29 protein-coding genes are annotated in these 22,443 nt (G+C 64.6%); 15 read left to right on the top strand and 14 right to left on the bottom strand.

All coding sequences use genetic code 11. From position 1 onward, the window contains the following. Positions 1 to 103: 103 nt before the first annotated feature. The 3 genes from AC0L3B_RS16150 to AC0L3B_RS16140 all read left to right on the top strand — a co-directional run bounded on the left by AC0L3B_RS16150 (position 104) and on the right by AC0L3B_RS16140 (position 2,637). The gene (locus AC0L3B_RS16150) at positions 104 to 1,054 is read left to right on the top strand and encodes a DUF2778 domain-containing protein (protein ID WP_085354381.1); all 951 of its coding nucleotides are present in this window, start codon (positions 104 to 106) and stop codon (positions 1,052 to 1,054) included. 79 nt (positions 1,055 to 1,133) lie between these two features. Then, positions 1,134 to 1,391 carry a hypothetical protein gene (locus tag AC0L3B_RS16145; protein WP_007609546.1) on the top strand — a complete coding sequence of 86 codons (258 nt, stop codon included), beginning with the start codon at positions 1,134 to 1,136 and terminating at the stop codon, positions 1,389 to 1,391. Between the two features lie 154 nt (positions 1,392 to 1,545). After that, the gene (locus AC0L3B_RS16140) at positions 1,546 to 2,637 is read left to right on the top strand and encodes a TRAP transporter substrate-binding protein (RefSeq protein WP_473380711.1); all 1,092 of its coding nucleotides are present in this window, start codon (positions 1,546 to 1,548) and stop codon (positions 2,635 to 2,637) included. Positions 2,638 to 2,792: 155 nt separating this feature from the next. On the opposite strand, the gene AC0L3B_RS16135 is transcribed toward AC0L3B_RS16140, so the two are convergent. The 6 genes from AC0L3B_RS16135 to AC0L3B_RS16110 all read right to left on the bottom strand — a co-directional run bounded on the left by AC0L3B_RS16135 (position 2,793) and on the right by AC0L3B_RS16110 (position 7,991). Further along, positions 2,793 to 3,575: an ABC transporter ATP-binding protein gene (locus AC0L3B_RS16135; protein ID WP_018454552.1), complete on the bottom strand. Its 783-nt coding sequence runs from the start codon at positions 3,573 to 3,575 to the stop codon at positions 2,793 to 2,795. After that, on the bottom strand, positions 3,563 to 4,618 hold the full coding sequence (locus AC0L3B_RS16130) for a dihydrodipicolinate synthase family protein (RefSeq protein ID WP_473380710.1): 1,056 nt from the start codon (positions 4,616 to 4,618) through the stop codon (positions 3,563 to 3,565). The genes AC0L3B_RS16135 and AC0L3B_RS16130 overlap by 13 nt, the downstream gene beginning before the upstream one ends. Positions 4,619 to 4,624: 6 nt before the next feature. Then, complete coding sequence (locus AC0L3B_RS16125) at positions 4,625 to 5,446, bottom strand: GNAT family N-acetyltransferase (protein ID WP_247395246.1); 822 nt, start codon at positions 5,444 to 5,446, stop codon at positions 4,625 to 4,627. Then, complete coding sequence (locus AC0L3B_RS16120; RefSeq protein WP_247395245.1) at positions 5,433 to 6,470, bottom strand: NAD-dependent epimerase/dehydratase family protein; 1,038 nt, start codon at positions 6,468 to 6,470, stop codon at positions 5,433 to 5,435. Before AC0L3B_RS16120 ends, AC0L3B_RS16125 begins: the two co-directional genes overlap by 14 nt. 18 nt (positions 6,471 to 6,488) lie before the next feature. Continuing rightward, the gene (locus tag AC0L3B_RS16115; protein ID WP_026232760.1) at positions 6,489 to 7,259 is read right to left on the bottom strand and encodes an ABC transporter permease; all 771 of its coding nucleotides are present in this window, start codon (positions 7,257 to 7,259) and stop codon (positions 6,489 to 6,491) included. 84 nt (positions 7,260 to 7,343) lie between these two features. Continuing rightward, positions 7,344 to 7,991: a TetR/AcrR family transcriptional regulator gene (locus AC0L3B_RS16110; RefSeq protein WP_473380709.1), complete on the bottom strand. Its 648-nt coding sequence runs from the start codon at positions 7,989 to 7,991 to the stop codon at positions 7,344 to 7,346. A gap of 100 nt (positions 7,992 to 8,091) precedes the next feature. On the opposite strand from AC0L3B_RS16110, the gene AC0L3B_RS16105 reads away from it, so the two are divergent. From AC0L3B_RS16105 to AC0L3B_RS16085, 5 genes are all read left to right on the top strand, one after another. After that, positions 8,092 to 9,108: an ABC transporter substrate-binding protein gene (locus tag AC0L3B_RS16105; protein WP_247368631.1), complete on the top strand. Its 1,017-nt coding sequence runs from the start codon at positions 8,092 to 8,094 to the stop codon at positions 9,106 to 9,108. A gap of 272 nt (positions 9,109 to 9,380) precedes the next feature. Then, positions 9,381 to 10,079, top strand: a complete 699-nt coding sequence (minC, locus tag AC0L3B_RS16100; protein WP_247368629.1) for a septum site-determining protein MinC — start codon at positions 9,381 to 9,383, stop codon at positions 10,077 to 10,079. A gap of 19 nt (positions 10,080 to 10,098) precedes the next feature. After that, a complete protein-coding gene (gene minD, locus AC0L3B_RS16095) occupies positions 10,099 to 10,914 on the top strand; it encodes a septum site-determining protein MinD (RefSeq protein ID WP_007591740.1) in 816 nt (271 codons plus the stop codon). Beyond that, positions 10,911 to 11,192 carry a cell division topological specificity factor MinE gene (gene minE, locus AC0L3B_RS16090; protein ID WP_007591739.1) on the top strand — a complete coding sequence of 94 codons (282 nt, stop codon included), beginning with the start codon at positions 10,911 to 10,913 and terminating at the stop codon, positions 11,190 to 11,192. Before minD ends, minE begins: the two co-directional genes overlap by 4 nt. 174 nt (positions 11,193 to 11,366) lie before the next feature. Beyond that, entirely contained in the window at positions 11,367 to 11,552 is a 186-nt protein-coding gene (locus tag AC0L3B_RS16085) for a hypothetical protein (protein WP_018454544.1), read from the top strand. A gap of 13 nt (positions 11,553 to 11,565) precedes the next feature. On the opposite strand, the gene AC0L3B_RS16080 is transcribed toward AC0L3B_RS16085, so the two are convergent. From AC0L3B_RS16080 to AC0L3B_RS16065, 4 genes are all read right to left on the bottom strand, one after another. Further along, positions 11,566 to 11,817 (bottom strand): hypothetical protein, encoded by a 252-nt coding sequence (locus AC0L3B_RS16080; protein ID WP_018454543.1) that lies wholly within the window; start codon positions 11,815 to 11,817, stop codon positions 11,566 to 11,568. Between the two features lie 109 nt (positions 11,818 to 11,926). Next, on the bottom strand, positions 11,927 to 12,316 hold the full coding sequence (locus AC0L3B_RS16075; RefSeq protein WP_247370936.1) for a hypothetical protein: 390 nt from the start codon (positions 12,314 to 12,316) through the stop codon (positions 11,927 to 11,929). Positions 12,317 to 12,408: 92 nt separating this feature from the next. Then, entirely contained in the window at positions 12,409 to 12,639 is a 231-nt protein-coding gene (locus AC0L3B_RS16070; protein WP_007591727.1) for a DUF6894 family protein, read from the bottom strand. A gap of 377 nt (positions 12,640 to 13,016) precedes the next feature. Continuing rightward, positions 13,017 to 14,039, bottom strand: coding sequence for a hypothetical protein (locus AC0L3B_RS16065; protein WP_473380708.1), 1,023 nt, complete (start codon positions 14,037 to 14,039; stop codon positions 13,017 to 13,019). A 366-nt stretch (positions 14,040 to 14,405) separates the two neighbouring features. Here AC0L3B_RS16065 and AC0L3B_RS16060 point away from each other — a divergent pair, with 366 nt between their 5' ends. After that, on the top strand, positions 14,406 to 15,023 hold the full coding sequence (locus AC0L3B_RS16060) for a L,D-transpeptidase (RefSeq protein WP_018454540.1): 618 nt from the start codon (positions 14,406 to 14,408) through the stop codon (positions 15,021 to 15,023). A 7-nt stretch (positions 15,024 to 15,030) separates the two neighbouring features. On the opposite strand, the gene AC0L3B_RS16055 is transcribed toward AC0L3B_RS16060, so the two are convergent. Both AC0L3B_RS16055 and AC0L3B_RS16050 read right to left on the bottom strand, forming a co-directional pair. Further along, positions 15,031 to 15,459: a COG4315 family predicted lipoprotein gene (locus tag AC0L3B_RS16055; protein ID WP_018454539.1), complete on the bottom strand. Its 429-nt coding sequence runs from the start codon at positions 15,457 to 15,459 to the stop codon at positions 15,031 to 15,033. Between the two features lie 179 nt (positions 15,460 to 15,638). After that, positions 15,639 to 16,103: a MarR family winged helix-turn-helix transcriptional regulator gene (locus AC0L3B_RS16050; RefSeq protein ID WP_247370942.1), complete on the bottom strand. Its 465-nt coding sequence runs from the start codon at positions 16,101 to 16,103 to the stop codon at positions 15,639 to 15,641. A gap of 103 nt (positions 16,104 to 16,206) precedes the next feature. On the opposite strand from AC0L3B_RS16050, the gene AC0L3B_RS16045 reads away from it, so the two are divergent. From AC0L3B_RS16045 to AC0L3B_RS16035, 3 genes are all read left to right on the top strand, one after another. After that, on the top strand, positions 16,207 to 18,129 hold the full coding sequence (locus tag AC0L3B_RS16045) for an FAD-binding monooxygenase (protein ID WP_473380707.1): 1,923 nt from the start codon (positions 16,207 to 16,209) through the stop codon (positions 18,127 to 18,129). A 168-nt stretch (positions 18,130 to 18,297) separates the two neighbouring features. Beyond that, positions 18,298 to 19,284, top strand: a complete 987-nt coding sequence (locus tag AC0L3B_RS16040; protein ID WP_247395241.1) for an SH3 domain-containing protein — start codon at positions 18,298 to 18,300, stop codon at positions 19,282 to 19,284. Between the two features lie 174 nt (positions 19,285 to 19,458). Further along, positions 19,459 to 19,737 carry a hypothetical protein gene (locus AC0L3B_RS16035; protein ID WP_446480264.1) on the top strand — a complete coding sequence of 93 codons (279 nt, stop codon included), beginning with the start codon at positions 19,459 to 19,461 and terminating at the stop codon, positions 19,735 to 19,737. Positions 19,738 to 19,791: 54 nt separating this feature from the next. On the opposite strand, the gene AC0L3B_RS16030 is transcribed toward AC0L3B_RS16035, so the two are convergent. Then, entirely contained in the window at positions 19,792 to 20,034 is a 243-nt protein-coding gene (locus AC0L3B_RS16030; RefSeq protein WP_018454534.1) for a DUF3551 domain-containing protein, read from the bottom strand. 139 nt (positions 20,035 to 20,173) lie between these two features. Here AC0L3B_RS16030 and AC0L3B_RS16025 point away from each other — a divergent pair, with 139 nt between their 5' ends. Next, positions 20,174 to 20,353: a hypothetical protein gene (locus AC0L3B_RS16025; RefSeq protein WP_026232755.1), complete on the top strand. Its 180-nt coding sequence runs from the start codon at positions 20,174 to 20,176 to the stop codon at positions 20,351 to 20,353. Between the two features lie 83 nt (positions 20,354 to 20,436). After that, positions 20,437 to 20,751, top strand: a complete 315-nt coding sequence (locus AC0L3B_RS16020) for a hypothetical protein (protein WP_018454532.1) — start codon at positions 20,437 to 20,439, stop codon at positions 20,749 to 20,751. Positions 20,752 to 21,005: 254 nt separating this feature from the next. On the opposite strand, the gene AC0L3B_RS16015 is transcribed toward AC0L3B_RS16020, so the two are convergent. After that, the gene (locus AC0L3B_RS16015) at positions 21,006 to 21,671 is read right to left on the bottom strand and encodes an O-methyltransferase (protein ID WP_018454530.1); all 666 of its coding nucleotides are present in this window, start codon (positions 21,669 to 21,671) and stop codon (positions 21,006 to 21,008) included. A 97-nt stretch (positions 21,672 to 21,768) separates the two neighbouring features. Between AC0L3B_RS16015 and AC0L3B_RS16010 the strand changes: the two genes are divergently transcribed. Then, a complete protein-coding gene (locus tag AC0L3B_RS16010; RefSeq protein ID WP_026232754.1) occupies positions 21,769 to 22,413 on the top strand; it encodes a TetR/AcrR family transcriptional regulator in 645 nt (214 codons plus the stop codon). The last annotated feature ends 30 nt before the right edge of the window (positions 22,414 to 22,443 follow it).

The following is a 22,443-nucleotide window of genomic DNA, read 5'->3' as shown; positions in this document are numbered from 1 at the left end:
GTGGGTCCCCTCGGGGGTCGATTTTGGGGATCTGATGGTTTCCGACCGGGCACGAGCCGAGGGGCTATTGTCGCGCCGCCGTATTGGGCGAGCCGAGACGATATTGCTGTCTCTGGCCGCCGTCGCGCTGGCACTGGGCGCTGCCGCCTGGGTCGCGGATATCGGCGGTTCGGCCTCGCTGGTCACCGCCGCACTGCCGCCGGCCAATGCGCCTTCGTTCGATGATCGATTCGCTTCGGCTTCCAGCAGTCCGCCCGCCCGCGAGCTCGGCCTGCGAACGCTGGAGCGCTCCGCGGTCAATGCAGTCCAGCTCAAATTGCGCGATGCCAAGGCGATGCTCGCCCAGAAGCTCCAGGGCGACGACTGGCGCTCGACCCTGACCGATGACGACCGGCATATGTCCGAGGAGACGAGACAATCGCAGCGTGCTGACGCCATCCCGATGCCGCGCTCGCGCCCGCCCCAGGCGGACATCTCCGCCCAGATTGCCTCGAGCCAGGCTTATGCCGAGACCAACCCCCGGGTCGACAACCGCAATTTCTTCGAAAAATTCACCGACAAGATCAGGCTGGCCTCGCTGACGCCCGACAGCGGCCTGTTCGGCAAGGCGCCGGATCTCGCCGCGCTTGGCTACGATTCGCGCACCGCGGTCTACGACATCTCGGCCAAGGCGCTTTACCTGCCGAGCGGCATCGCGCTGGAAGCGCATTCCGGCATGGGCGCGCTGATGGACGACCCGGAGCACGTCGACCAGCGCATGGTTGGCGCGACCCCGCCTGCGACCTACGACCTGAAGCCGCGCGAAAAACTGTTTCACGGCGTCCGCGCACTGCGCTTGACGCCCGCCGAGGGCACCAGCGCGCTCGGCCGCGTCGGCCTGCTCACCCACAATTACATGCTCGGGCCTCGTGGCGACTCCAACGGCTGCGTTTCGATCAAGGACTATGATCGATTCATGAAAGCCTACGACAACGGTGAGTTCAACCGTCTGGTCGTGGTGCCGAGGCTGACCCCATCGGCGACCGCCTCGCAGCGCGCGAGCACCGAGTCCTGATATCTGCTCCGGATATTGGCCTGCTACGGCGGGGCTGCCGTTTTCCTTTCGTTAAGCCGTCATCGTCCAGAAGCAGCCCATGAGTGATCCGCAAAGTTCCGAGACCCCGCTGCGCACGACGTTCAAGATCAAGCTGAACGGCGACACGCTGGCGATCGCGACCGTCGGCCAGGCCTATCAATTCCTCACCAATTTCAAATCGGTCGAGTGGATGGAATTCCGCTCGCTGCATGAAGACGCGGTCGCGGCGCTCGAAGGCGCCGCCGAGAACGCCATGCTCGTGGTGCAGGCGACCAACGCCGTGCGCGCGCTGTTTGTGAGCGCCAAGCTGCTCTGAGAGCGACACGGGAAATTTGGGAAGATTCCCGGATTGCGCCGCGCTCCATCCGGGCTACCGCTCACTAGTTGAACTCCGCTATAGCAACAGGCCATGGTCTGCGAAGATCGCGCTCAAGCCGATACGTTGAAACATAGTTCAGGGAGAGACCATCATGAAACGCCGTACATTCCTCAAGGGCGGCGCGGTTGCCGGCGCGACGACGCTGGTTGCCGCACCTGCGATCGCGCAAAGCGCGCCCGAGATCAAATGGCGCCTGACCTCGAGCTTCCCGAAGTCGCTGGACACTATCTACGGCACCGCTCAGACTTTTGCGAAATATGTTGCCGAGGCCACCGACAACAAATTCCAGATCCAGACCTTCGCGGCCGGCGAGCTCGTTCCCGGCCTGCAGGCGCTCGATGCGGTCAGCACCGCTTCTGTCGACATGGCGCAGACCCCGCTCTATTTCTACATCGGCAAGGAGCCGGCGCTGGCCTATACCACCGGCGCGCCGTTCGGCATGAACCATCGCCATCAGGAATCCTGGTGGCATTTCGGCGGCGGCGCCGACCTCACCAACGAGGCGCTGAAGCCGTTCAAGGCGCACGCCATCCTCTGCGGCAATTCCGGCACCCAGATGGGCGGCTGGTTCCGCAAGGAGATCAAGACCGTCGACGATCTCAAGGGCCTGAAATTCCGCATCGCCGGGATGGGTGGTCATGTGCTGGCGCGGCTCGGCGTGGTCCCGCAGCAGATCGCGGGCGGCGACATCTATCCGGCGCTGGAGAAGGGCACGATCGACGCAGTCGAATTCGTCGGCCCCTATGACGACGAGAAGCTCGGCTTCCAGAAGGTCGCCAAATATTACTACTTCCCCGGCTGGTGGGAAGGCGGCGCCATGCTGCACATGATCGTCAACGACGAGAAGTGGGCGTCGCTGCCGAAGCAGTACCAGGCGATCGTCAACCAGGCCGCGTCGGCCGCGGGCGCCTGGATGCTCGAGAAATACGACAGCGTGAATCCGGCGGCGCTGAAGCGGCTGATCGCCAATGGCGCGGAGCTGAAGGCGTTTCCGCAGCCGGTGCTGGAGGCCTGCTACACCGCGACCCAGGACCATCTGAACGAGCTCGCCACCAAGAGCGACCTGTTCAAGCGCACCAAGGAAAGCCACGACGCCTATATGAAGGAGCTGCTGTTCTACACGCAGATCGCGGAGAATTTTTACGACAATTATCTGCTCGGCAAGATGCGCAACAAGGCTTGATCGCGCAAACTCCCGTAGGGTGGGCAAAGGCGCACTTGCGCCGTGCCCACCACTGCTTGCTTGCCTCGCCATGGTGGGCACGCTTCCGCCTTCGCTCTTCGAGCTACGGCGGACAAGTCGCTTTGCCCACCCTACAGCATCTATCGTGCGGTGAATTAAGCCGCGCCCAAACCCAGCTTCTCGTAAATCCGCCGCGCATAGGCGCCGAACGCGTCCGTCGTTTTCAGCGGCAGAGCCCGTGGGAAGGGCAGGTCGATGGGGAAATAATCGGCCATCTTCGCAGGTCCGGCCGTCAGCACGGCGCAGTGCGAGGACAGGAACACGGCCTCCTGGATCGAGTGCGTGATGAAGATGATGGTCTTGCCGCTCTCGCGCCAGATCCGCAGCATCTCCAGATTCATCTGCTCGCGCGTCAAGGCGTCGAGCGCGCCGAACGGCTCGTCCATCAGGATCAGTTTCGGGTCGTGAATGAAGGCGCGCGCGATGGCGGTGCGCTGCTGCATGCCGCCGGACAGCTCGCGCGGATATTTCTGCTCGTAGCCGGCAAGACCCACCAGATTGAGCAGATCGCGCGCCCGCTCGCGCGCGGCCTTCATTGGAAGACCGACGATCTCTGCCGGCAGCAGCACGTTGTCCAGGATGGTCCGCCATTTCAGCAGCAACGCCTGCTGGAACACCATGCCAATGTCGCGGGTCGGATCGAACGGGCTTTTGGCGTTGCCGATCTTCACCGTGCCGCCGTCGGCGTCGTGCAAGCCGGCCAAAATCTTCATCACGGTGGTCTTGCCGCAGCCGGACGGGCCGACCAGCGAGACCAGCTCACCCTCCTGCACGTCCATGGTGACGTCGGACACCGCGAGGAATTCGGCGCCGCCGCTGCGATAGACCTTGCGGACGCCGTGCAGGCTGATGAAGGGGCTTGAGCTCATGCCAGCCATTTATCCAAGTTTGCGGCCACGAACGCGTCGTCGCTGAGGTCGGAATGCTCGCGGTACACGCGCTCGATCTCGTCCTTCTGGCCGGGGCTCAGGCCCTCGTTCGGATCGAGGCACCACAGGCCCTGCGTCAGGCCCTGCCGTCGCAGCACCTCATGGCAGCCGGCGATGCAGCCGTGAAAATCGTTGGCGACGTCGAAGAAGGCGCTGTTGCAATCGGTGACGCGGGCATCGAGCGCGAGCAAATCGGCCGGCACGCTGTCCTTGTGCCGTGCCGCTTTGCAGCGCTCGAACTGTTTGATCGCGCTCGCCGTCCACACCGACCAGTGGCCGAGCAGGCCGCCTTTGAAATAAGTGCGCGTGGTGACGCCGTTGTCGCGGAGGTCGAACGGCAGCATCAAATCGAGCAGGATGTGGTCATCATTGCCGGTATAGAGCGCAACGCGGTCGAGCGCGCCGGCTGCTGCGACGCCGCGCAAAACATCAAGGGTCCGGTAGCGGTTGAACGGCGCGATCTTGATCGCGATGACATTGTCGATCGAGGCAAAGCGCTGCCAGAACCGGCTCGACAGGACCACGCCGCCGACCGCCGGCTGAAGATAGAAGCCGACCAGCGGAATTTCGGCTGCGACCGCTGCGCAATGCGCGATGATCTCGTCCTCCGACGCGCCCTTCATCGCAGCGAGACTGAGGAGCCCTGCGTGATAGCCGATGTCGCGCGCGGTGCGGGCTTCAGCGGTGGCCTGCCTAGTCGGACCGGCGAGGCCCGCGACCAGCGCCAGCGGACGCTTGGTCCAGTTCGCCGCCGTCTCGGCGGCGAACTCGAGCACGGGACGATAGAGGCCGACGTCACGGATCGCGAACTGCGTGGTGTGCACGCCGACCGCAAGGCCGCCGGAGCCGGCCTCGATGTAATAGCGCGTCAGCGCGCGCTGATGCTTTTTGTCGAGCTGGCGTTCGGCGGTGAGCGCGAGGGGATGCGCCGGCAGGACGGTGCCGTCGGCGATCAGCTTGCGGATCTCGCTGTTGATCTGGCTGTGGTGCATGATGTCCTATCCGAATTCAGGGCCGGCGACGGCGAATGGCATGTCTTCCCCTGCGGCAGTGGCGGGGCCGAACCGCATGCGCTGGAACGGCCGTTCGATGCTCCAGCCCGATGCGGTCAATGCTTCAGGGAACGCGGCGTGCGACGCGACGGCATCGAGCAGCAGCGGCCCGGTCTCCAATCGCGCGATTACCTCGACCAGGGTCAGCGCGGCTGCGGTGTCGTCGGCAAACAGCGGGCCGATATGGCGCGCGGTACGTCCGTCGCGCACCAACGCGATGGCGCCGTTCGCGGCGACGATGCGCGAGCCGGAACGCTGCGCGAAGTTGGAGAGCAGGGCGGTTCGATCGAGGCCCGTGGCGCGCCGGTCGCGCGCGCGGAGCGCGTCGAGCGTCGCGGATGAAGGTGCCTGCCCGGACGCGGATGCCGATTTCACCAGCTTGAGCCGGCGCAATTGCAGGGTCGGCGTGAACCCGAGCGGCCCATAGACGGCAGCACCGTCCGGGGTTGCGTCGAGCCAGCTCGTCAGGCCGCGTTTGCGCGCCATCGCCAGGCAGGCATCGACGAGCCGCGTGGCGAGACCGCGCCGGCGATGGCTTGCCGTCACCAGCACCATGCTGATCCAGGCGTTGTCGCCCGGGTAGGGCAGGAGCGCCGCGGTCGCGACCAGTTGCGCGCCATCACGGATGCCGAACGCGACGCCGTCGCTCAAGAAAAACCGCCAGTCGTCTTCATTCTGGTTCCAGTGCGCCTCTGTCGAGAGCGCGAGGCCCGCCGCAGCATCCTCGACGCCAAGCCGGATGATGCGCGGATCGTCAGTAGCGTCCATCGCGCACCTCGTATTTGGTGGGCTTGCCGAGGCTCGGCATGGCGCGCGACACCCAATCCGCCGTCCAGGCGATCAGCTGCTCGGTGTCGACGACCGGCAGGCCGAAAAGCTCGACTGCCTTGGACGTGTCGGTCAGCCACGCGGTCGGCTCTTCGTTTCCTGTCAGCACCGGCATACGGCCGAACCTGGCGCCGAATCTTGCTGCGAGGTCGCGCACCGCCAAAATCTCGTGGCCGCTGACATTGATCGGCGAGGTCGGCGCTGTGCAATGCGCGAGGCAGCGCAGCGCCTGCGATGAGGCATCGCCCTGCCAGATGAAATTGACATGACCGATGCTGAGGTCGATCGGCGTGCCCGTGAGCACTTTCAAGGCGATGTCGTGCAGCACGCCATAGCGCATGTCGATCGCGTAGTTGAGGCGGAATAGCCGCCCGGGCGTTCCGAACTTGCGCGAAAAATACTCGAACATGCGCTCGCGGCCCACGCAGGACTGGGCGTACTCGCCGGGCGGGTTCGGCGCCATGTCCTCGCCCGATCCTTTGCCGTCGACGGGGACGAACGGATAGATGCAGCCGGTCGAGAACGCCACGATCCGCGACGAGGGGAAGGCCTGCGCGATCAGTGCCGGCACGTGCGCATTCATCGCCCAGGTCAGCGAGAGATCGCCCTCAGCGCCGAATTTGCGGCCGGCCATGAAGACAATGTTGGGCGCCTTCGGCAGCGCCTGAATCGCGGTCTCGTCCATTAGGTCGCAATTGATAGTCTCGACGCCACGCGCGTGCAGCCAGTCCTTGACGCCGGCGTCGCTGAAGCGGGCGACGCCGATGACACGGCGATCGGGCGCTGCGGCCTTGGCAAGCCCCGCCAGCGTCGGCCCCATCTTGCCGGCGACGCCGAGGATCATGATGTCGCCGTCGACCGGGGCGAGGTCGTCGATCAATGCCTGGGTCGGCCGGCACAGGAGATCGTCGAGCGCAGCGATATCAGGGATGGTCTTCGGCAGGTTCTGGCGGGTGAGGAGCATGGTTTTGGTCCTTGATCTTCAAGTTTGTCTTGCGTCGCCGACGACGAAGATGCGTTCGAGGACGAGCACGAAGCCGTAAAGCGCGACGCCGAGCAGGGTGAGCAGCACGACGGCCATCACCATCGCGGGCGTGTCGAGCGACGACTGCACCTGGATCATGAGGTAGCCGAGCCCGCGCTCGGAGGCGATGAACTCGCCGACTATGGCGCCGGCGACCGCGAGGATGGCGCCGACCTTCATTCCGGAGAAGATGTAAGGCAGCGATCCCGGCAGCTGGATCTTGCGGAACAGCGTCCAGCGCGAGCCGCGCAGCGATTTGACGAGGTCGAGCAGATCCGGCTCGACCTCGCGCAAGCCCCGCGCGGTGGTGAGCAGGATCGGGAAGAAGCAGATGCTGAAGGCGATCAGGATGTTCGGCACGATGCCGTAGGAGAACCAGACGATGAGGAGCGGACCAAGCGCGACCTTCGGGATCATGTTCAGCGTCACGAACAGCGGCAGCAGCACGAGGCTGATCAGCGGCGCCCAGCTGAAGATGACGGCCAGCGTCACGCCGACGAAGGCGCCGAGCGCAAAGCCGCCGAGGATCTCGATCGCCGTCACCAGCGTGTTGGCGCCCCAGGCGTAGCTCGCGGTTCCCAGCGTCTGGATTGTCGCGAGCGGCGACGGCAGGATGAACTTCGGGACGTGGAAGGCATCGACCAGCACCTGCCAGAGCACCAGCACGGCGAAGTGCACGATTAGGACGATCGCAAAGCTGCGCGTATTGCGGGCGCCGTCTCCTGTCACCGGTTGCTCCCTGTTGTCAGCGGTCACCTTGCCGCTGGTCGCAAGCCTAGCCGTCCCGGAGGGAAGTTTCAACCAGTTGGTTGATTATGGCCGGAGCGAATGCAGCACGAGATCGGCGACGTGCCGGCGGCGGGCGCGGCGCGCGGCCCGGCTCGACAGGTCCTTGCCGAAGATCGCCGACAGCGTCGGCGTGTTGGAGAGATAGAAATAGCTGAGGCCCGCGATGGAGATATAGAGCTGGATCGGGTCGATCCCCTTGCGGAACATGCCGGCGCGGACGCCTTCGTGAAGGATGTGGGACACGCTCTTCACCAGCGGCGAATGCATCGCCTCCAGCCGCGTCGAGCCGCGGACGTGGCGGGCACCGCCGCGGTTCTCGTCGTTCAGAAGCACGATGAAATCGGGGTTCGTCGCGAGGTAATCGAACGAGGCCTCGATCAGTTTCCGGATCGCCTTTCCCGGCGGCAGGCCTTCGAGATTGAGCTGACGTTCCTGCTCGCGGATATCGGCGTAAACCCATTCGAGCACGGCGAGATAGAGCGCGTCCTTGTCGCCGAAATAATGGTAGACGAGCTGCTTGTTGACACCGGCGCGCTCTGCGATCTCGTCGACGCGGGCGCCGGCAAAGCCGTGCCGGGCGAACTCCTCGCGCGCCGCGGTGAGCAGCTTCTTGCGTGTGGCGACCGGGTCGCGCCGCTGCGGCACGGTGTCGCCTGAACGTTTTGGGGGCATTTCCAACCAAACAGTTGACAAGTTGAGGGCGGCCTTGTTGCATTGGTATCCTCACGGGGGGAGAGCGACAAGCCGGTCGCGGGCAACGAGGAGAGATGCGATGAAGCGTTTGCAGGCGGCGGGCTCGGCCCTGGCGGTGGCCCTGATGCTCGGATCACCAGTCGTGCCCGCGAACGCGGGCGAGGCGGTCAATCTGATTCTGAACTGGGCGCCGACGGCCGATCACTCGCCCTATTATTACGCCAAGGCGCAAGGCTGGTACGAGAAAGCGGGCATCGATCTGACCATCGAGGTCGGCAAGGGCTCCGGCGTCTCCGCCGCCAAGGTCGGCTCCGGCGGCTCGCCCTTCGGCGTCGCCGATCTCGCCACCATGCTGGTGGCGAAGAGCAAGGGGGCTGACGCTGTTGCCGTGATGAGCGTCTACGCCAACACCGGCCAGACCTTCTACTGGTTGAAGAGCTACGGCGTGAACGGGGTGAAGGATTTTGCCGGCCACAAGATCGGCAATCCGCCCGGGGACGCCTCGCGTGTGATGTGGCCGGCCTTCGCCAAGGCTGCAGGGCTTGCGCCCGACTCCGTCGGCTTCGTCAATGTCGGGCCGACGGCGAAGATCGCCGCGCTCAAGAGCCATACGGTCGACATCATCAGCGACTTCTACAACGAGCACGATTTGAAGGTGATCGAGTTCGGAAGCGATCTCGGCTACGTCAATTGGAAGGACATCGGGCTCAATCCTTACGGCAATTCGCTGATCGTCAACGGTGGCTATTTGCAGAAGAACCCGAAGCTGGTCGAGGAGTTCGTGCGGGTCACGCAAAAGGCCTTCGCGACTTGCGTCGCCGACGCCGCGCCCTGCCTGAAGGCGCTGCTCGATCAGGTCTCCGGTCTCGACAAGGAGAACCAGGAGCGCCAGTGGGAGCGCATCAAGTTCCTGATGACGGACGAATTCACGACGACGAAGGCACTCGGCTGGATCGACGGCGAGCGGATGAAGAAGGACTACGATCTGGTCCAGACCTATCTCGGCATGGAGAAGCCGTTCGACGTCACGACGGCGTTCACGACCAAGATGCTGGACCCCGCCATCAAGATGGATGCGAGCAAGGTGAAGAAGTAGGGGGCTGGTCGCCGCGCCGGCCCCACATTCCGCTGTCATGCCCCGGCTTGACCGGGGCATCCAGTACGCCGCAGCCTTTCGGCTGACCCGCAACCGTCTCGGAGTACTGGATCGCCCGCCTTTGCGGGCGATGACCGTTGTGCGGGGCGAGAGCGCCTGCTCAACGCCCTTGGTGCGCTTCCATGCCACGTAACCCACGGAGAAATTAACCGGCCATTAACCATATCGGCGGCATCGTTAACCATTCAATAACAGGGAACGAGTCGGCCGCTATGGAGGCTGCAGTAAAACCTCAACGCCAAATGGTTCGCCTGCGCGGGCGCTCCTATGTGGCCTTCGTCTTCGTGCCGACGGTTCCCATCCAGGACTGGCTGCAGGAGATCGACACCACCATCGCGCGCTCGCCGGGCTTCTTCGCCGGCCGCCCCGTGGTGATCGACCTGTCCTCGGTCGATCTCAGCCAGTCCGGCATCGGCCATCTGCTCACCAGCCTTCAGGACCGCAACATCCGCGTGCTCGGGATCGAGGGCGTGGAGGAGGGCCGGTTGAACCCCATGATGCCGCCGCTGCTTTCGGGCGGGCGCAGCTGCGTGGTCGAGCCGAGTGCGCCCAAGAAGGTCGAGGCAAAGGTCGAGACCAAGCCGACCTCGCTGCTGCTCGAGACCCCCGTGCGGTCGGGCCAGACCGTGATCTTCCCCGAAGGCGACGTCACCATTTTGGGTTCGGTCGGCTCCGGCGCCGAGGTCGTCGCCGGCGGCTCCATTCACATCTACGGCGCGCTGCGCGGCCGCGCCATGGCGGGCGTGAACGGTCACACGAGCGCGCGCATCTATTGTCAGAAGATCGAGGCCGAACTGCTTGCAATCGATGGTTTTTACCAGACCGCCGACGATATCGACGCGGCCCTGCGCGGCAAGCCGGCCCAGGCCTGGCTGCAGGGCAACACCATGCGAATTACTGCGCTGAACTGACCAGAAGGAGATTTGAGAGATGGCCAAGGTACTGGTCGTGACGTCAGGCAAGGGGGGCGTCGGAAAGACCACGACGACCGCCGCACTGGGGGCTGCGCTCGCGCAGCGCGGCGAAAAGGTCGTCGTCGTCGATTTCGACGTCGGCTTGCGCAACCTCGACCTCGTGATGGGCGCCGAACGCCGCGTCGTGTTCGACCTCATCAACGTGGTGCAGGGCGTCGCAAAGCTGCCGCAGGCCCTGATCAAGGACAAGCGGCTGGAGAACCTCTGGCTGCTGCCGGCCTCGCAAACCCGCGACAAGGACGCGCTGACCGAAGAGGGCGTGGGCAAGGTCATCGACGATCTGCGCAGCCGTTTCGACTGGGTGATCTGCGACAGTCCGGCCGGCATCGAGCGCGGCGCCTCCATGGCGATGCGCTTTGCCGACGAAGCCGTGATCGTCACCAATCCCGAAGTCTCCTCGGTGCGCGATTCCGATCGCATCATCGGCATGCTCGATTCCAAGACGGTGCGGGCCGAGAAGGGCGAGCGGGTCGAGAAGCACATTCTCATCACCCGCTATGATCCCTCGCGCGCCGCGCGCGGCGAGATGCTGACCATCGAGGACATCCTCGAAATTCTTGCAACACCTTTGCTCGGCATCATCCCCGAGAGCCAGGACGTGCTGCGCGCCTCCAACGTCGGCACGCCCGTGACGCTGTCGAACGCGGAAGGCGCCCCGGCGCGGGCCTATATCGATGCGGCGCGGCGGCTCTGCGGCGACACCGTGCCGATGCAGGTGCCGACCGAGCGCAAAGGCTTCATGGACCGCCTGCTGCGACGGAGGGCCGCATGAGCATGGGTCTGCTTCGGCTTCTCCGCGGCAACAAGGCCTCTGCACCCGTCGCGCGCGAACGGTTGCAGATCCTGCTTGCCCATGAACGCGGACTGCGCGGCCAGCCCGATCTGCTCGGTGTGCTGCGTGAGGAAATTCTCGCGGTCGTCTCCAGGCACGTCACGCTGGACCCGACCAAGGTCATTGTCCGGCTCGATCGCGGCGACGAGGTCTCGACCCTCGAGGTCGATATCGAGGTGCCCAACGATTTCGAGCGCAAGCGCGCGGCGGCCGGCTAGGGACCTCAGCCGCGACGCTTCAAATTGGGGTGGGTGAAAAGGCGGTCCGCTGGGCATAGCGGGCCGCCTTTGCGCGCCGACATGAACGCTACGGAACGAGGTCCGGGGCTCAATCGTTGTGAAAAACCCGCGGCGGCGCGATGCACCGCGGTTTCGTCAAACGGGAGAACGCCCATGATGACCGAGGTCCAGGTCCACACCGTCGCGCGCCAGATGCTGGAACAGCATGGTTTTGCTGCGATCGCGAAGGCCGCCGAACAGGCCAGGGCTTGTGAGGGCCGCGGCGAGGCCGACGAGGCCAAAGAGTGGCGTCACATCGCGGACGCGATGAAGATCATCCGCGGTCCGCACCAGAGCTGACACTCCCCCGCGTTCAACGCTCCCCGCGGTCAGCGCCCTGCGGCGAAGTGCGATTCTGTGTCTGCGGCTGGGAGCGCTCGCCCGTCTCCTTGCAGGGGAGCGGCTCCCACGAGCCATCCGGCGCCTGCTGATAAGCGCTACACGACGAAGACGAGGTCGATTTGTCCTCGCCCTTCTGGGCATTGGAATTCTTCGCCAGCACGGGCGCAGTCAGCATCGGTGCGACGGCAAACGCGACCGCGAGAAGGACATGGTTGATCCGCATGGGGCTCCCCTGTTCGAGTTCGAAAAGAGCCGCATGCTGGCGAGAAATGTGACGATTATTGGCCGAAGCAAAAATTCCGGCGCGGCGTGCTTAACGCCGCGCGATCACGCTAGCCGCCCTTGCTGCGGATCAGGCCGGCGAGGTTGGTCTTCTGGGCCTCGCACCAGCCGTGCATGCCGAGGCGGCGTTGGTTGAGGTCGGTCGCCTGGGTGGCCACCGCGACCTCGGCCATCAGATCGTCGTCCTGCTTCTCGCCCATCTTGCCACCCGTGTGCATCCAGGCGATCGCCTTGCGGACCTTCTCGGTGGTGCCTTCGGGCAACTGCATCTGCTCCGCCTTCTGCACCAGATCCTGGTAGGCGATATCGGTGCCCGGACATTCGACCTTGGCGGCGAAGGCCTGCAAGACCAACGTGACATAGGTCGAACGTGGATGGTCGGCCGCTTGAGCGGGCGCGGCCAGCAGCAACAGGGCCGTCATCAGAAAACCAGTGCGCATCCTTGGTACCTCCCCGAATTTTCGGGAAGGCTAGCGGCTGCCGCGCCGCTCCGCAATGGGGATGGCGTGCGCCCGCGAAGCCGGCCGGCGAGCTAGCGCCGCCAGGCCGGCACCGGATCCAGCGGCGTGCGATAGACCTCTTTGTGATCGCGGTCGGTGACGCGCACAGCGCAACCCTTGCTTTGCAGCTCGGGCTTCACCTGCGACAGCTCGGTAGCCAGTTGAACGGCGCGATCGGAGGCGACCTCGATGTCTTCGAGGATGATACCGCCCTGGTTCTTGAACTCTTCACCAACCACGAGATCGAAGGAATAGTAGGGCATCCGAATTCCCCGGTGTGACGAATTGAGCTTCGGGTGGACGTTTCAACACATGACCGATGGTACCACTGAGTCGATGTTTATCGAATGAACGGCGCGCGCAATCTCTATGCTTATGGCGCAGAAATGATGTGCAGCATTCAAGCGTGTTAAGATTTTATTAAATATGTCGGCGTGATCATGAGGCATGGAATTGCAGCAGAACCGGGCTCCGGGAACCGGCAGCTGCAAGAGAAGGCCGCCGGCATAGATCCCGACGGCCTTTTCTCTTGATGGAAAACGATCGAAGCTCGCTTCCCGTAGTCATCCGGATTCAACGCATCACATCGACTCGGGCAGCATCGTTGGCGCGACGCTTCGTGTCGTCGCGTGACGATGGTTCAGCGCAGCGGCATTGGCGGGCGCACGACAGGTCCGTCGTCGTCGGCAACGGCTTGCGTCGTCATGGCAGCGGGCGGTGGGGCTGCGGCAGCCTGCGAGGCCGGCGGCGGCGGAGCGAGCGGCGCCGGCGAATAAGCCGGCATGTAGGTGTGCGACACGACCGGCTTCGGTTTGCGAACCGGCGGCGCCGCGGGCCCCGGCGGTAGCGCGGACATTTGCGCGCGCGGATCGACGCGCGGCTTCGTATCGGCCACCGGCTTCGGCGCGGGCGGCTTCGCCATCTCGCGTGCCATCTGCTCCTGCCCGGCCTTCAACTCGGCGATGTTGGCCTTGAGCTGCTCGATCTGTTGCGCCATCGCGGTGAGATCGCGCGTCATCGACTGCACCGATTGTACAGGATCGGGTTGTGTTGCCGGGGGCACTGCTGCTGCAAGCTGGGTTGCAGGCGGAGCCGCAGATTGATCGGCCGCTTGATCCGTTGTGGCTTGATCCGTTGCGGCCTGGTCCGCAGGCGGCGCAGCCTGTGCGGCGGCGAGCGGTGCGGTCTGCGAGGTCGAAGGCAGCAGCGACGCCAATGCCGGGGTCCATTCGGCGAGCATCTGTCTTGCGGTGTCGCCATGTTTCTGCCAGGCGACAGTGGCGGCCGCGCTTCCGCCCGCAAACAGCATCGTGACGAACGCGCCGCGCAGCCATTTGCCAGCGGAGGAGCGCTTCTGCCGGCTGAGACCATCACCGGCCGCAACGCGCACGGCGGTGTCGACCGAGGGCGCTGCCGGCTGCGGCTCCGCGACGGGACTGAACTTCGGCTCCGGATTCATTCTGGGCTTCAGCAGGAACGCCGGATCTATTTTGGGTTCCGGACGGGTCGTGATCTCAGGCGCGAGCGCGGGCGCAACGCTGAGAGGGCGCGAGGCCAGCAAAATGTCAGGCGAAATCTGCACCGCGTCGTGCGGGTCGTTGTTCGTGACCGTGTCCTTCACGATCTCATCGACGATTTGCCGAGAGTTCAGCGTCGCGAGCATCGCAGCTCCTTTGAAGCCTGGGTGTTTTGAAGCCCCAGGTGTTGAGTATTGAGGTATCGGTCGTTCGCATTGGCGCGAGCAGATCCGTTGAGGTGGGCCCATCCAAATCCCCAAATCCGATGAGGCCCAAGCACCATGACCCACGAGTCCAGCCGGGTTTGACCAAAGCAAGGCGAGGGGATGGAGACTGTGCGACGCTCTTGCGCCGTTTGTGGTGATGGAACCCGCCTCAGACAACACGCGTAATTGTTCCACAATGCCTTGTTTTCAGCACGATTTTGGCAGCATCTGGTGTTGCTGGGGGCGCTGCTATCGCTATCGGGGCCGGCGGTGCCAAGATCCTTATTCGTTCTACTCGTCCTTGCCATGCTTCCGTTGGGCGGCTGCATGCAGACGACGCTTTCGCCATCGACGGACGCGAGCATGACGACCCGCGACCGGCAGTTGCTGGCGCATACGCCTTACGCGCAAGCAAACGTGCCCGAGCAATATCTCCGTCATATCGTCGATTATCCGCGCAAGGAGCAGCCGGGCACGATCCTGGTCGATACCGATGCGCGCTATCTCTATTTCGTGCTGCCCGAAGGCAAGGCGATCCGCTACGGCGTCGCGGTCGGCGAGGAGGCCATGGCGTTCTCCGGAGTCGCGCGGGTCGGTCGTCTAGCGGAATGGCCGGATTGGGTTCCGACGGCGGACATCCAGGCGCGGCTCGGACCCTATCCGGCGCGCGTGCCCGGCGGTCCCGCCAATCCGCTGGGGGCTCGCGGCATCTATCTCTATGCCGGCAACAAGGACACGCTCTACCGCATCCACGGCACCAACCAGCCGGAATATATCGGGCAGGCGATCTCGTCCGGATGCATCCGGATGCGCAACGAGGACGTGATCGATCTCTATGACCGGGTGAAGCTCAACTCAATGGTCGTGGTGCTGCCGCCCGGACAGAACGCGCAAGTCGAGGCGCGGCCCAGCTGGCGCGGGTGAGGTCGCCCTAGTTCTCGGGACGGGCGACGCGCCATTGCAGCGTCGTGGCATTGCCATTGGCCTCGCCCGGCGCCTTGTCGGCCGGCGAGGTGTAGAGCGGACGATAGCGATAGGCCCACATCTTGCTGCCGTCGTTACGGTTGATCACGGTGAAGTCGCCGACCGCTTTGGCATCGGCCGTTGCGGGCAGCGGCACCCAGCTCTCGACGCATTTCCCGTTGCAGTTCGACGTCTTGCCGGTGGTATCGCGCTCGTAATAGTAGAGCGTCATGCCGTTGAGGTCCACGAGCGTGGGGCCCTGCTTGGTCAGGATGACTTTCGCCGGTGACGTCGCGGGCTTCGGCGGCGGAGGGGCATCGCCGCCGCCATGGCCATTCGCGAGCGCCGGAGCGGTCGAGAGCGCGATCGCCGCCGCCGCAATGAGGAACCTGAACATCCGAAACTCCAGATCGGCAAAGTTAATCGCGCGTTAAACGCCGAATGCCGTCGACCGTAACAGCCGAAGGTTAGTTCCTGGTTTCGCGATACTGCGACAATGAGGGGTAGAATTACGGGGCTTTCTGTCTTGGCACGTTTTCTTGACGCGAAGCGGTATCCACCTCGCTCGAAAACGCTCTATGCCTGCACTCCGCGCAGCGGGGCGCGGCTGAGTTCGTTGCCGGCGGCGATCGCCTTGTGCAGGAGGCGCATCAGATCCTCACCTTCCTTCGCGCTGAGGCCACGCAGCATGATGCGTTGCGCGGATTCGACGGCCGGCGTGATCTTGCGCAGCGTGCGGCGGCCTTCGTCGGTGATCTCGAGCTCGCGGGCACGGCGGTCGCGGCGCGAGGCGCGGCGCTCCGCGAGCCCCTTCTGCACGAGCCGGTCGATCACGCCGGTGATGGTGGTGCGGTCGTAGGCGATCAATCCCGCGAGCGTCACCTGGTCGAGCCCCGGATTGGCCTTGATGGTCGCGAGCGCGGCGTATTGCACCGGCGTGAGGTCGAAGCCGGCATCCCCGACCTCGGCCAAAAACACCGCGACCGCGATCTGCTGGAATCGGCGCGCCAGATGTCCGGGCATGTCGTTGTTGTCTTTCACCGAATTTCTCCGTTGGGGCGGGACGGCCGGGATCGTTGACAAGTATACTGATAGTCAGCATACTGAGCAATATCCAAGCAGAACATCGGCGGGAGAGGTGCTCATGCAATTCCATCTCAATGGATTTCAGCCGGGCGACCCCGAAATCGCCGATCCCGCCGCGCGCATTCAGCCTTCTGGCGCAACGGGGGGCGTGCCCGAAGAGGTCGATGTCCTCATCGTCGGCTGTGGCCCTGCGGGCCTGACGCTTGCGGCCCAGCTTGCGCAGTTTGCCGACATCAAGACCTGCATCGTCGAGCAGAAGCCGGGCCGCTTGCTGGTCGGGCAGGCCGACGGCATCGCATGCCGCACCATGGAGATGTTCCACGCCTTCGGATTCAGCGAGCGCGTCCTGAAGGAAGCCTGTTGGGTGAACGAGACGACATTCTGGAAGCCGGACGAGCGGGTGCCGGAACATATCGTCCGCAGCGGCCGGGTGCAGGACGTCGAGGACGGTTTGTCGGAATTCCCGCACGTTATTCTCAACCAGGCGCGCATCCATGACGGCTTTCTCGACGTCATGCGCAAGGCGCCGGGCAGGCTCGAGCCCCATTACAGTCGGCGCCTGCTCGACCTTCAGGTCGATCCGGCCGCGGGTCCCGCCGACCATGCCGTGACGGCGCGGCTCGAACGGGTCGATGCCGAGAACGAGGGCAAGGTCGAGACGATCAAGGCGCGCTATGTCGTCGGCTGCGACGGCGCCCGCAGCACGGTGCGCAAATCGATCGGTCGCGAGTTGCTCGGCGATTCCGCCAATCATGCCTGGGGCGTGATGGACGTGCTGGCGGTGACCGATTTTCCCGACATCCGCTTCAAGGCCCTGATTCAGTCGGCGAAGGACGGTAGCCTGCTGATCATTCCGCGCGAGGGCGGCTACATGGTCCGCCTCTATGTCGAGCTCGCCAAGCTCGACATCGGCGAGCGCGTCGCCAATCGCAATATCACCGCCGACGACGTGATCGCGAAAGCGCAGCGGATCCTGAAGCCGCATACGCTCGATGTGAAGGAGATCGCGTGGTGGTCGGTCTACGAGATCGGCCAGCGCCTGACCGACAAGTTCGACGACGTGCCGGAGACCGAGATGGCTACGCGTCTGCCGCGGATATTCATCGCCGGCGATGCCTGCCACACCCACAGCCCGAAGGCGGGGCAGGGCATGAACGTCTCGATGCAGGACGCTTTCAATCTCGGCTGGAAGCTCGCTGCCGTTTTGCGGAAGCAGTCTGCGCCGAGCCTGCTGCATTCCTATTCGGCCGAGCGCCAGGCGGTTGCCAAAGAGCTGATCGATTTCGACCGGGAATGGGCGGGGATTCTTGCGTCCGCCGCCAAGGCCGGCGGCGCCGACGCCGCCAGGACGCAGGACTATTTCGTGAGGCACGGTCGCTACACCGCGGGCACGGCGACGCATTACCGCCCGTCGGTTCTGACGGGAGCGACGTCCCACCAGCATCTCGCGCAAGGCCTCGTCATCGGCACGCGATTTCATTCCGCACCGGTGATCCGGCTTGCGGATGCCAAGCCGGTGCATCTCGGTCACGCTGCGCAGGCGGATGGCCGCTTCCGCATCTACGCTTTCTCCGGCGCCGAGGATCCCGCAGCAACCGGATCGGCCGTTCGCGCCTTGTGCAATTTTCTCTCCGATGCGCGGGAGTCGCCGGTCCGGCGTTACACCCCCGCGGTCGCCGACATCGATAGCGTGATCGACCTGCGGGCGGTCTTCCAGCAGGATCATCGCGAGCTCGCTCTCGAGGCGATGCCTGCGCTGCTGCTGCCGCGCAAGGGCCGCTACGGCCTGATCGACTACGAGAAGATGTTCTGTCCGGACCTCAAGAATGGTCAGGACGTTTTCACCATGCGCGGCATTGACCGCAAGGCGGGCTGCATGGTCGTGGTGCGGCCGGATCAGTATGTCGCGACCGTGCTGCCGCTCGATGATTTTGCTGCGCTTGCTGCGTACTTCGACGGCTTCATGCTGCAAGTGAACTGACGGGCCGGCGGCGCACACGTAGGCTCTCTCTGCGCGCGGTGTCGATGAACGGCGAATGAATATTGAACCGCGCGCGGCATCCGTCTCGATCTTTCGACGAATGAGACCTTCGTACCCGGAACGCCCGTTCCGCTGGCGCGTTCCGACTCGAAAGAGGAGGACTCCGCCATGAAATTCCGAAGCGTGTTGTTAGCCGCATTGCTGATCGCCCCGACCGCCGCGCTGGCCGCACCGGGCATGGTCACCGTCTCGACCGGCCTGCGCGCCGGGCCGGGTTCGGGCTTTCCCCTGGTCGATCGCATCCCCGAGGGCGCCCGCGTCGACATCCATGGTTGCCTGCGCGGCAACGCCTGGTGCGACGTGAGCTTCTCGGATGACCGTGGCTGGGTGTCGTCGCAATATCTCGAATATCTCTATCGCAATCACTACGTCTATCTCCCTGACTATGTCGACGAGGTCGACGTGCCGATCGTCCCCTTCGTGCTGACCTCGTACTGGTCGAGCTATTATCAGGGGCGGCCCTGGTATCGGCGGCATGCTCACTGGAATAGCTACTGGACTTCGCATCAGCGCGACGCGACGCGGATGACGATCGATCCACGCGCGGCTCGCATCGGCCGCGCGGCAACGCGCGATGCGGCGGTCGCACTCGGGCGCAACGGCGCGAATGCCAAGGAAAGTGTCAAGGGCGCGGCCGCGGTCTCCGGCCGTGATGCCGCAACTTCACGGCACGACGCCGCCATCGCCAGGCACGAGACGCCGGTGACGACGGACCGGAGCCGTGCGGGACGAGCTGACCGCATCGCGCATGAGCGGACCAATCTGCAGAGCCGCAATCCGCGGGACGCTCAGGCCCGCATCATGCACGAGCAGGCCGCACACCGCGCGGCTCTGCGTGCGCAGCCGATGGCGCGGCCACATGAGGCGCCGCGCGTATCAGCCGCTCCCGCAAGCCGGCCCGCGATGCCGCATGTGGCTCAGCCGAACGTCGGCCACGGTTCGCCGATGAACGCTCATGCCCAAATGCCTGCGCCGCGCGCGGCTGCGCCTGCGATGCCTCACGGCGGTGGCGGCGGCGCACCTCACATCAACGCCGCGCCGCACGGCGGCGGTGCCCCGGCCGGCGGTCCCGGTGGCGGGCACCAAAAGCACTAAAGTTGCCAACGAAAGCCCGGCCCTCGCGCCGGGCTTTCTGTTTGGGCCGGAACGGGTTCCCTGCCCATACAATTTAAGAAGCTTCTTCGCGGGCAGATTTCATCGATCGTAATATGTCTACTCAAAGCTGTAAGCATTCCACTCGGGGCAGCGGGGCACGGGAGGATGACGACGATGAGACAGAACCAGGCGGAGACGCGCCGCCACAATGTCGCCAAGCGGTCGATGACCAAGGAAGCCAAGCAGCTGTCCGGCCTGATTGCCGGATTGCGCCAATCTCTCGAGGTGATTCAAAAGGAGCGATCGAGCACCAAACTCTCCGGCGCCGAGATGGGCCTTCTCAACGAACGCCGCAACAATTTGTTGCTGACCATCGCAGCTCTCGACGACCGCCTCTCGGCGGTGCAGGGGCTGATCGATCTTGGCCGTCCCCATATCATTCGCGTCCACTGATCGGAGCGCTGACCTGATGCTATCGGCTTCGTCGCGGCGGCGACGGAACCGGGCTCAGCTGTCTGCTCCGCGTGGCATAGGATTGGCGTAGCACTGGGCGGACTGCCCGGAGGCGGTCGCGGCGCACTGCGCGATCGTCGCAAAACTGCAATCGATGCTGCGGCCGTCGATCGTGTAGATCTCGATGCAGACGGGATGGCGCGGATCGTAGGTCTGGGCGGCTGTCGGCGGCACGCCGAGCAGGCCCGCACCAAACAAGCCCGCGACAAGCAGAATCGCATTGATGAAGCGGCGCACGATCGATCTCCTTCGCTCAGCCGGAACAAAGCACAATGCTGCCGCGGATGGCACCAAATTGCCACGCTCCCGGCGAATTGCCGCCAAAGCCCGCTGCCACGACGAGAGCAGGTGCAGGGGCAACGCAAGGGGATGCGCATTGGCCTACAAGATGGTCGCAGAACGCGACAACGAGAAGTGCAGTTTTGCCCGTGAGAGCCGTTTGCTCATCGTGGCGAAGGCGAAGGTTTGGGCGAGCGAGGGGTGGAAGGTCGTCATCACCGACCAGGACGGCAAGGCCTACGCGCCGCCCGACTTCGATCAGCTATTGGCGGCCTGACCGCAAGACCGGGCAGGACGACATTGATCTCGTACTTTCGACCGGGGCGCGATCTGATCGCGCCCCTGATGACTCTTCCAACGATGACTCTTGCAGCCGCGGCCGTTCTGACGGCGACATTTGCCGCCGCGCAAAATCTCGATGCCGGCAAGTCGCCGCAAAAGCTCTTCGCCGATGCTTGCACGACGTGCCATCGCAGCCCCCGCGGCCTTGCCAAAGGGCGCTTCAACCTGACGCTGTCCTGGTTCCTGAAGGACCATTACGCAACCAGTTCGGATACAGCCAAGGCACTTGCCGCCTATCTGGAATCGGTCGATGCGGCGCCGCCGCGAGTTGCGGCCAAGCCTGGCGCGAAGCGATCCAGGCCGCATCCTCCCAAGCCGTCGCAAAGCCAATAGCGTGAGCCGGCTGCGAGACGGCGTCGCGAAGCTGAAGGCCTTGCCGGCATCAATGCACCGTGGCCGCCGAGAACAGGTTGATGACCACCACTCCGGACACGATCAGCGCGATGCCGACGAAGGCGGCAGCGACATTGCCGGGTCCAACTATCACGCGTCAGTGACGAACCTGCGACACGGCGGAGCGCAGCACGAAACCGCCGCGCGATGGTTCGCGCGGCGGCTCATTGGTGTCGCGCCGATTCGACGTGGCGTTAGTTGATCCGCACGGAGAGTTCGACGTCCTCGGCAAAGGCCGTGGACATGTAGCCGCTTCCGGGGCTGCGCATGCGCGCCAGATAGTCGGGGCTGTCGTCGGCGTTGTCGGCGACGATGATCGCGCCCGGCCGGAGATGGCCTTCGACCAGATCCAGGATATCGGGGTAGAGCGCCTTGGCGCCGTCGAGCAGCACGAGATCGATCGTGTCGGGCAGGTCGACTTGAAGCATCTTCAGCGCGTCGCCTTCGCGGATTTCGACGAGGTCCAGCAGCCCGCCGGCCGCGAGGTTCTCGCGCGCCCGGGCCACCTTGGACGGTTCGAATTCGCTGGTGATGAGGCGGCCGCCGCCATTGTCGCGTAAGCCCGCGGCAAGGTGCAGGGTCGAGATGCCGAACGAGGTGCCGAACTCGACGATCGCTTTGGCGCGGGAGCTGCGTGCGAGCATGTAAAGCAGATGACCGGTCTCGCGGGAGACCGCGAGCGGTGCGTCCTTCAGCCGCCCGTAGAGGTCGCGGTAAGCGGTCTTGCTCCGCATCATCCGTGCGCGGTCGGCGTCGGTCACATCGGCGAAGGCGGCTCGCATCGCGCCGCGCGCCGCTTCGTCCTGGTCGAACAGACGATCGAGCAGTGGCGCAAGTGATGTGATGGTCGGGGTGGTCATGTGTAGTCTCCAGATGTCGCCGTGCTGCGAGTGCTTGCGTGAGAATTGAAATACGACTAATTCGTCGCATTCGCTATTCGCGTTGCCCGAGGGTGCCATGGCAGATCGCCGAAGCCATTCAGTTTCCTCACGAAAACAGCCACAGCAGGCCCGCTCGAACGAGCTGGTGGCGGCCATTCTGGACGCGGCTGTTCAGGTCTTGGCCAAGGAGGGGGCGCAGCGTTTCACGACGGCGCGAGTGGCCGAGCGGGCCGGGGTGAGCGTCGGGTCGCTCTATCAATATTTTCCGAACAAGGCGTCGATCCTGTTCCGCCTCCAGAGCGACGAGTGGCGGCGCACGAGCGAGCTCCTGCGCGGCATCCTGGCGGACCGGGCGAAACCGCCACTGGTACGGCTGCGCGCGCTCGTCCACGCCTTCATTCGTTCCGAGTGCGAGGAGGCTGCGATCCGCACGGCGCTCAGCGACGCCGCGCCGCTCTATCGCGATGCGCCCGAAGCACACGACGCGCGGGCCGCCGGTAAGGGCATCGTCGCGGCCTTCATGCGGGAGGCCCTGCCCAGGGCGCCGGATGCGACGCGGGCGCTTGCCGGCGAGTTGATCAAGACGACGCTGAGCGAGGTTGGCAAGCAGTTCTCGGAGACACCGCGCAACGAGGCGGAGATCGCGCGTCACGCCGACGCAATGGCCGACATGTTCTGCGCCTATATCGATGAGCTGGCACGACTCCGGGATCATTCCTGACATCCGCGTTTGCGGGCCAATACCCCTTCT

The organism is Bradyrhizobium sp. Kon56, assembly GCF_055807635.1.
The sequence above is the reverse complement of the archived record's forward strand: the minus strand, read 5'-3'. Positions and strand labels throughout refer to the sequence as shown.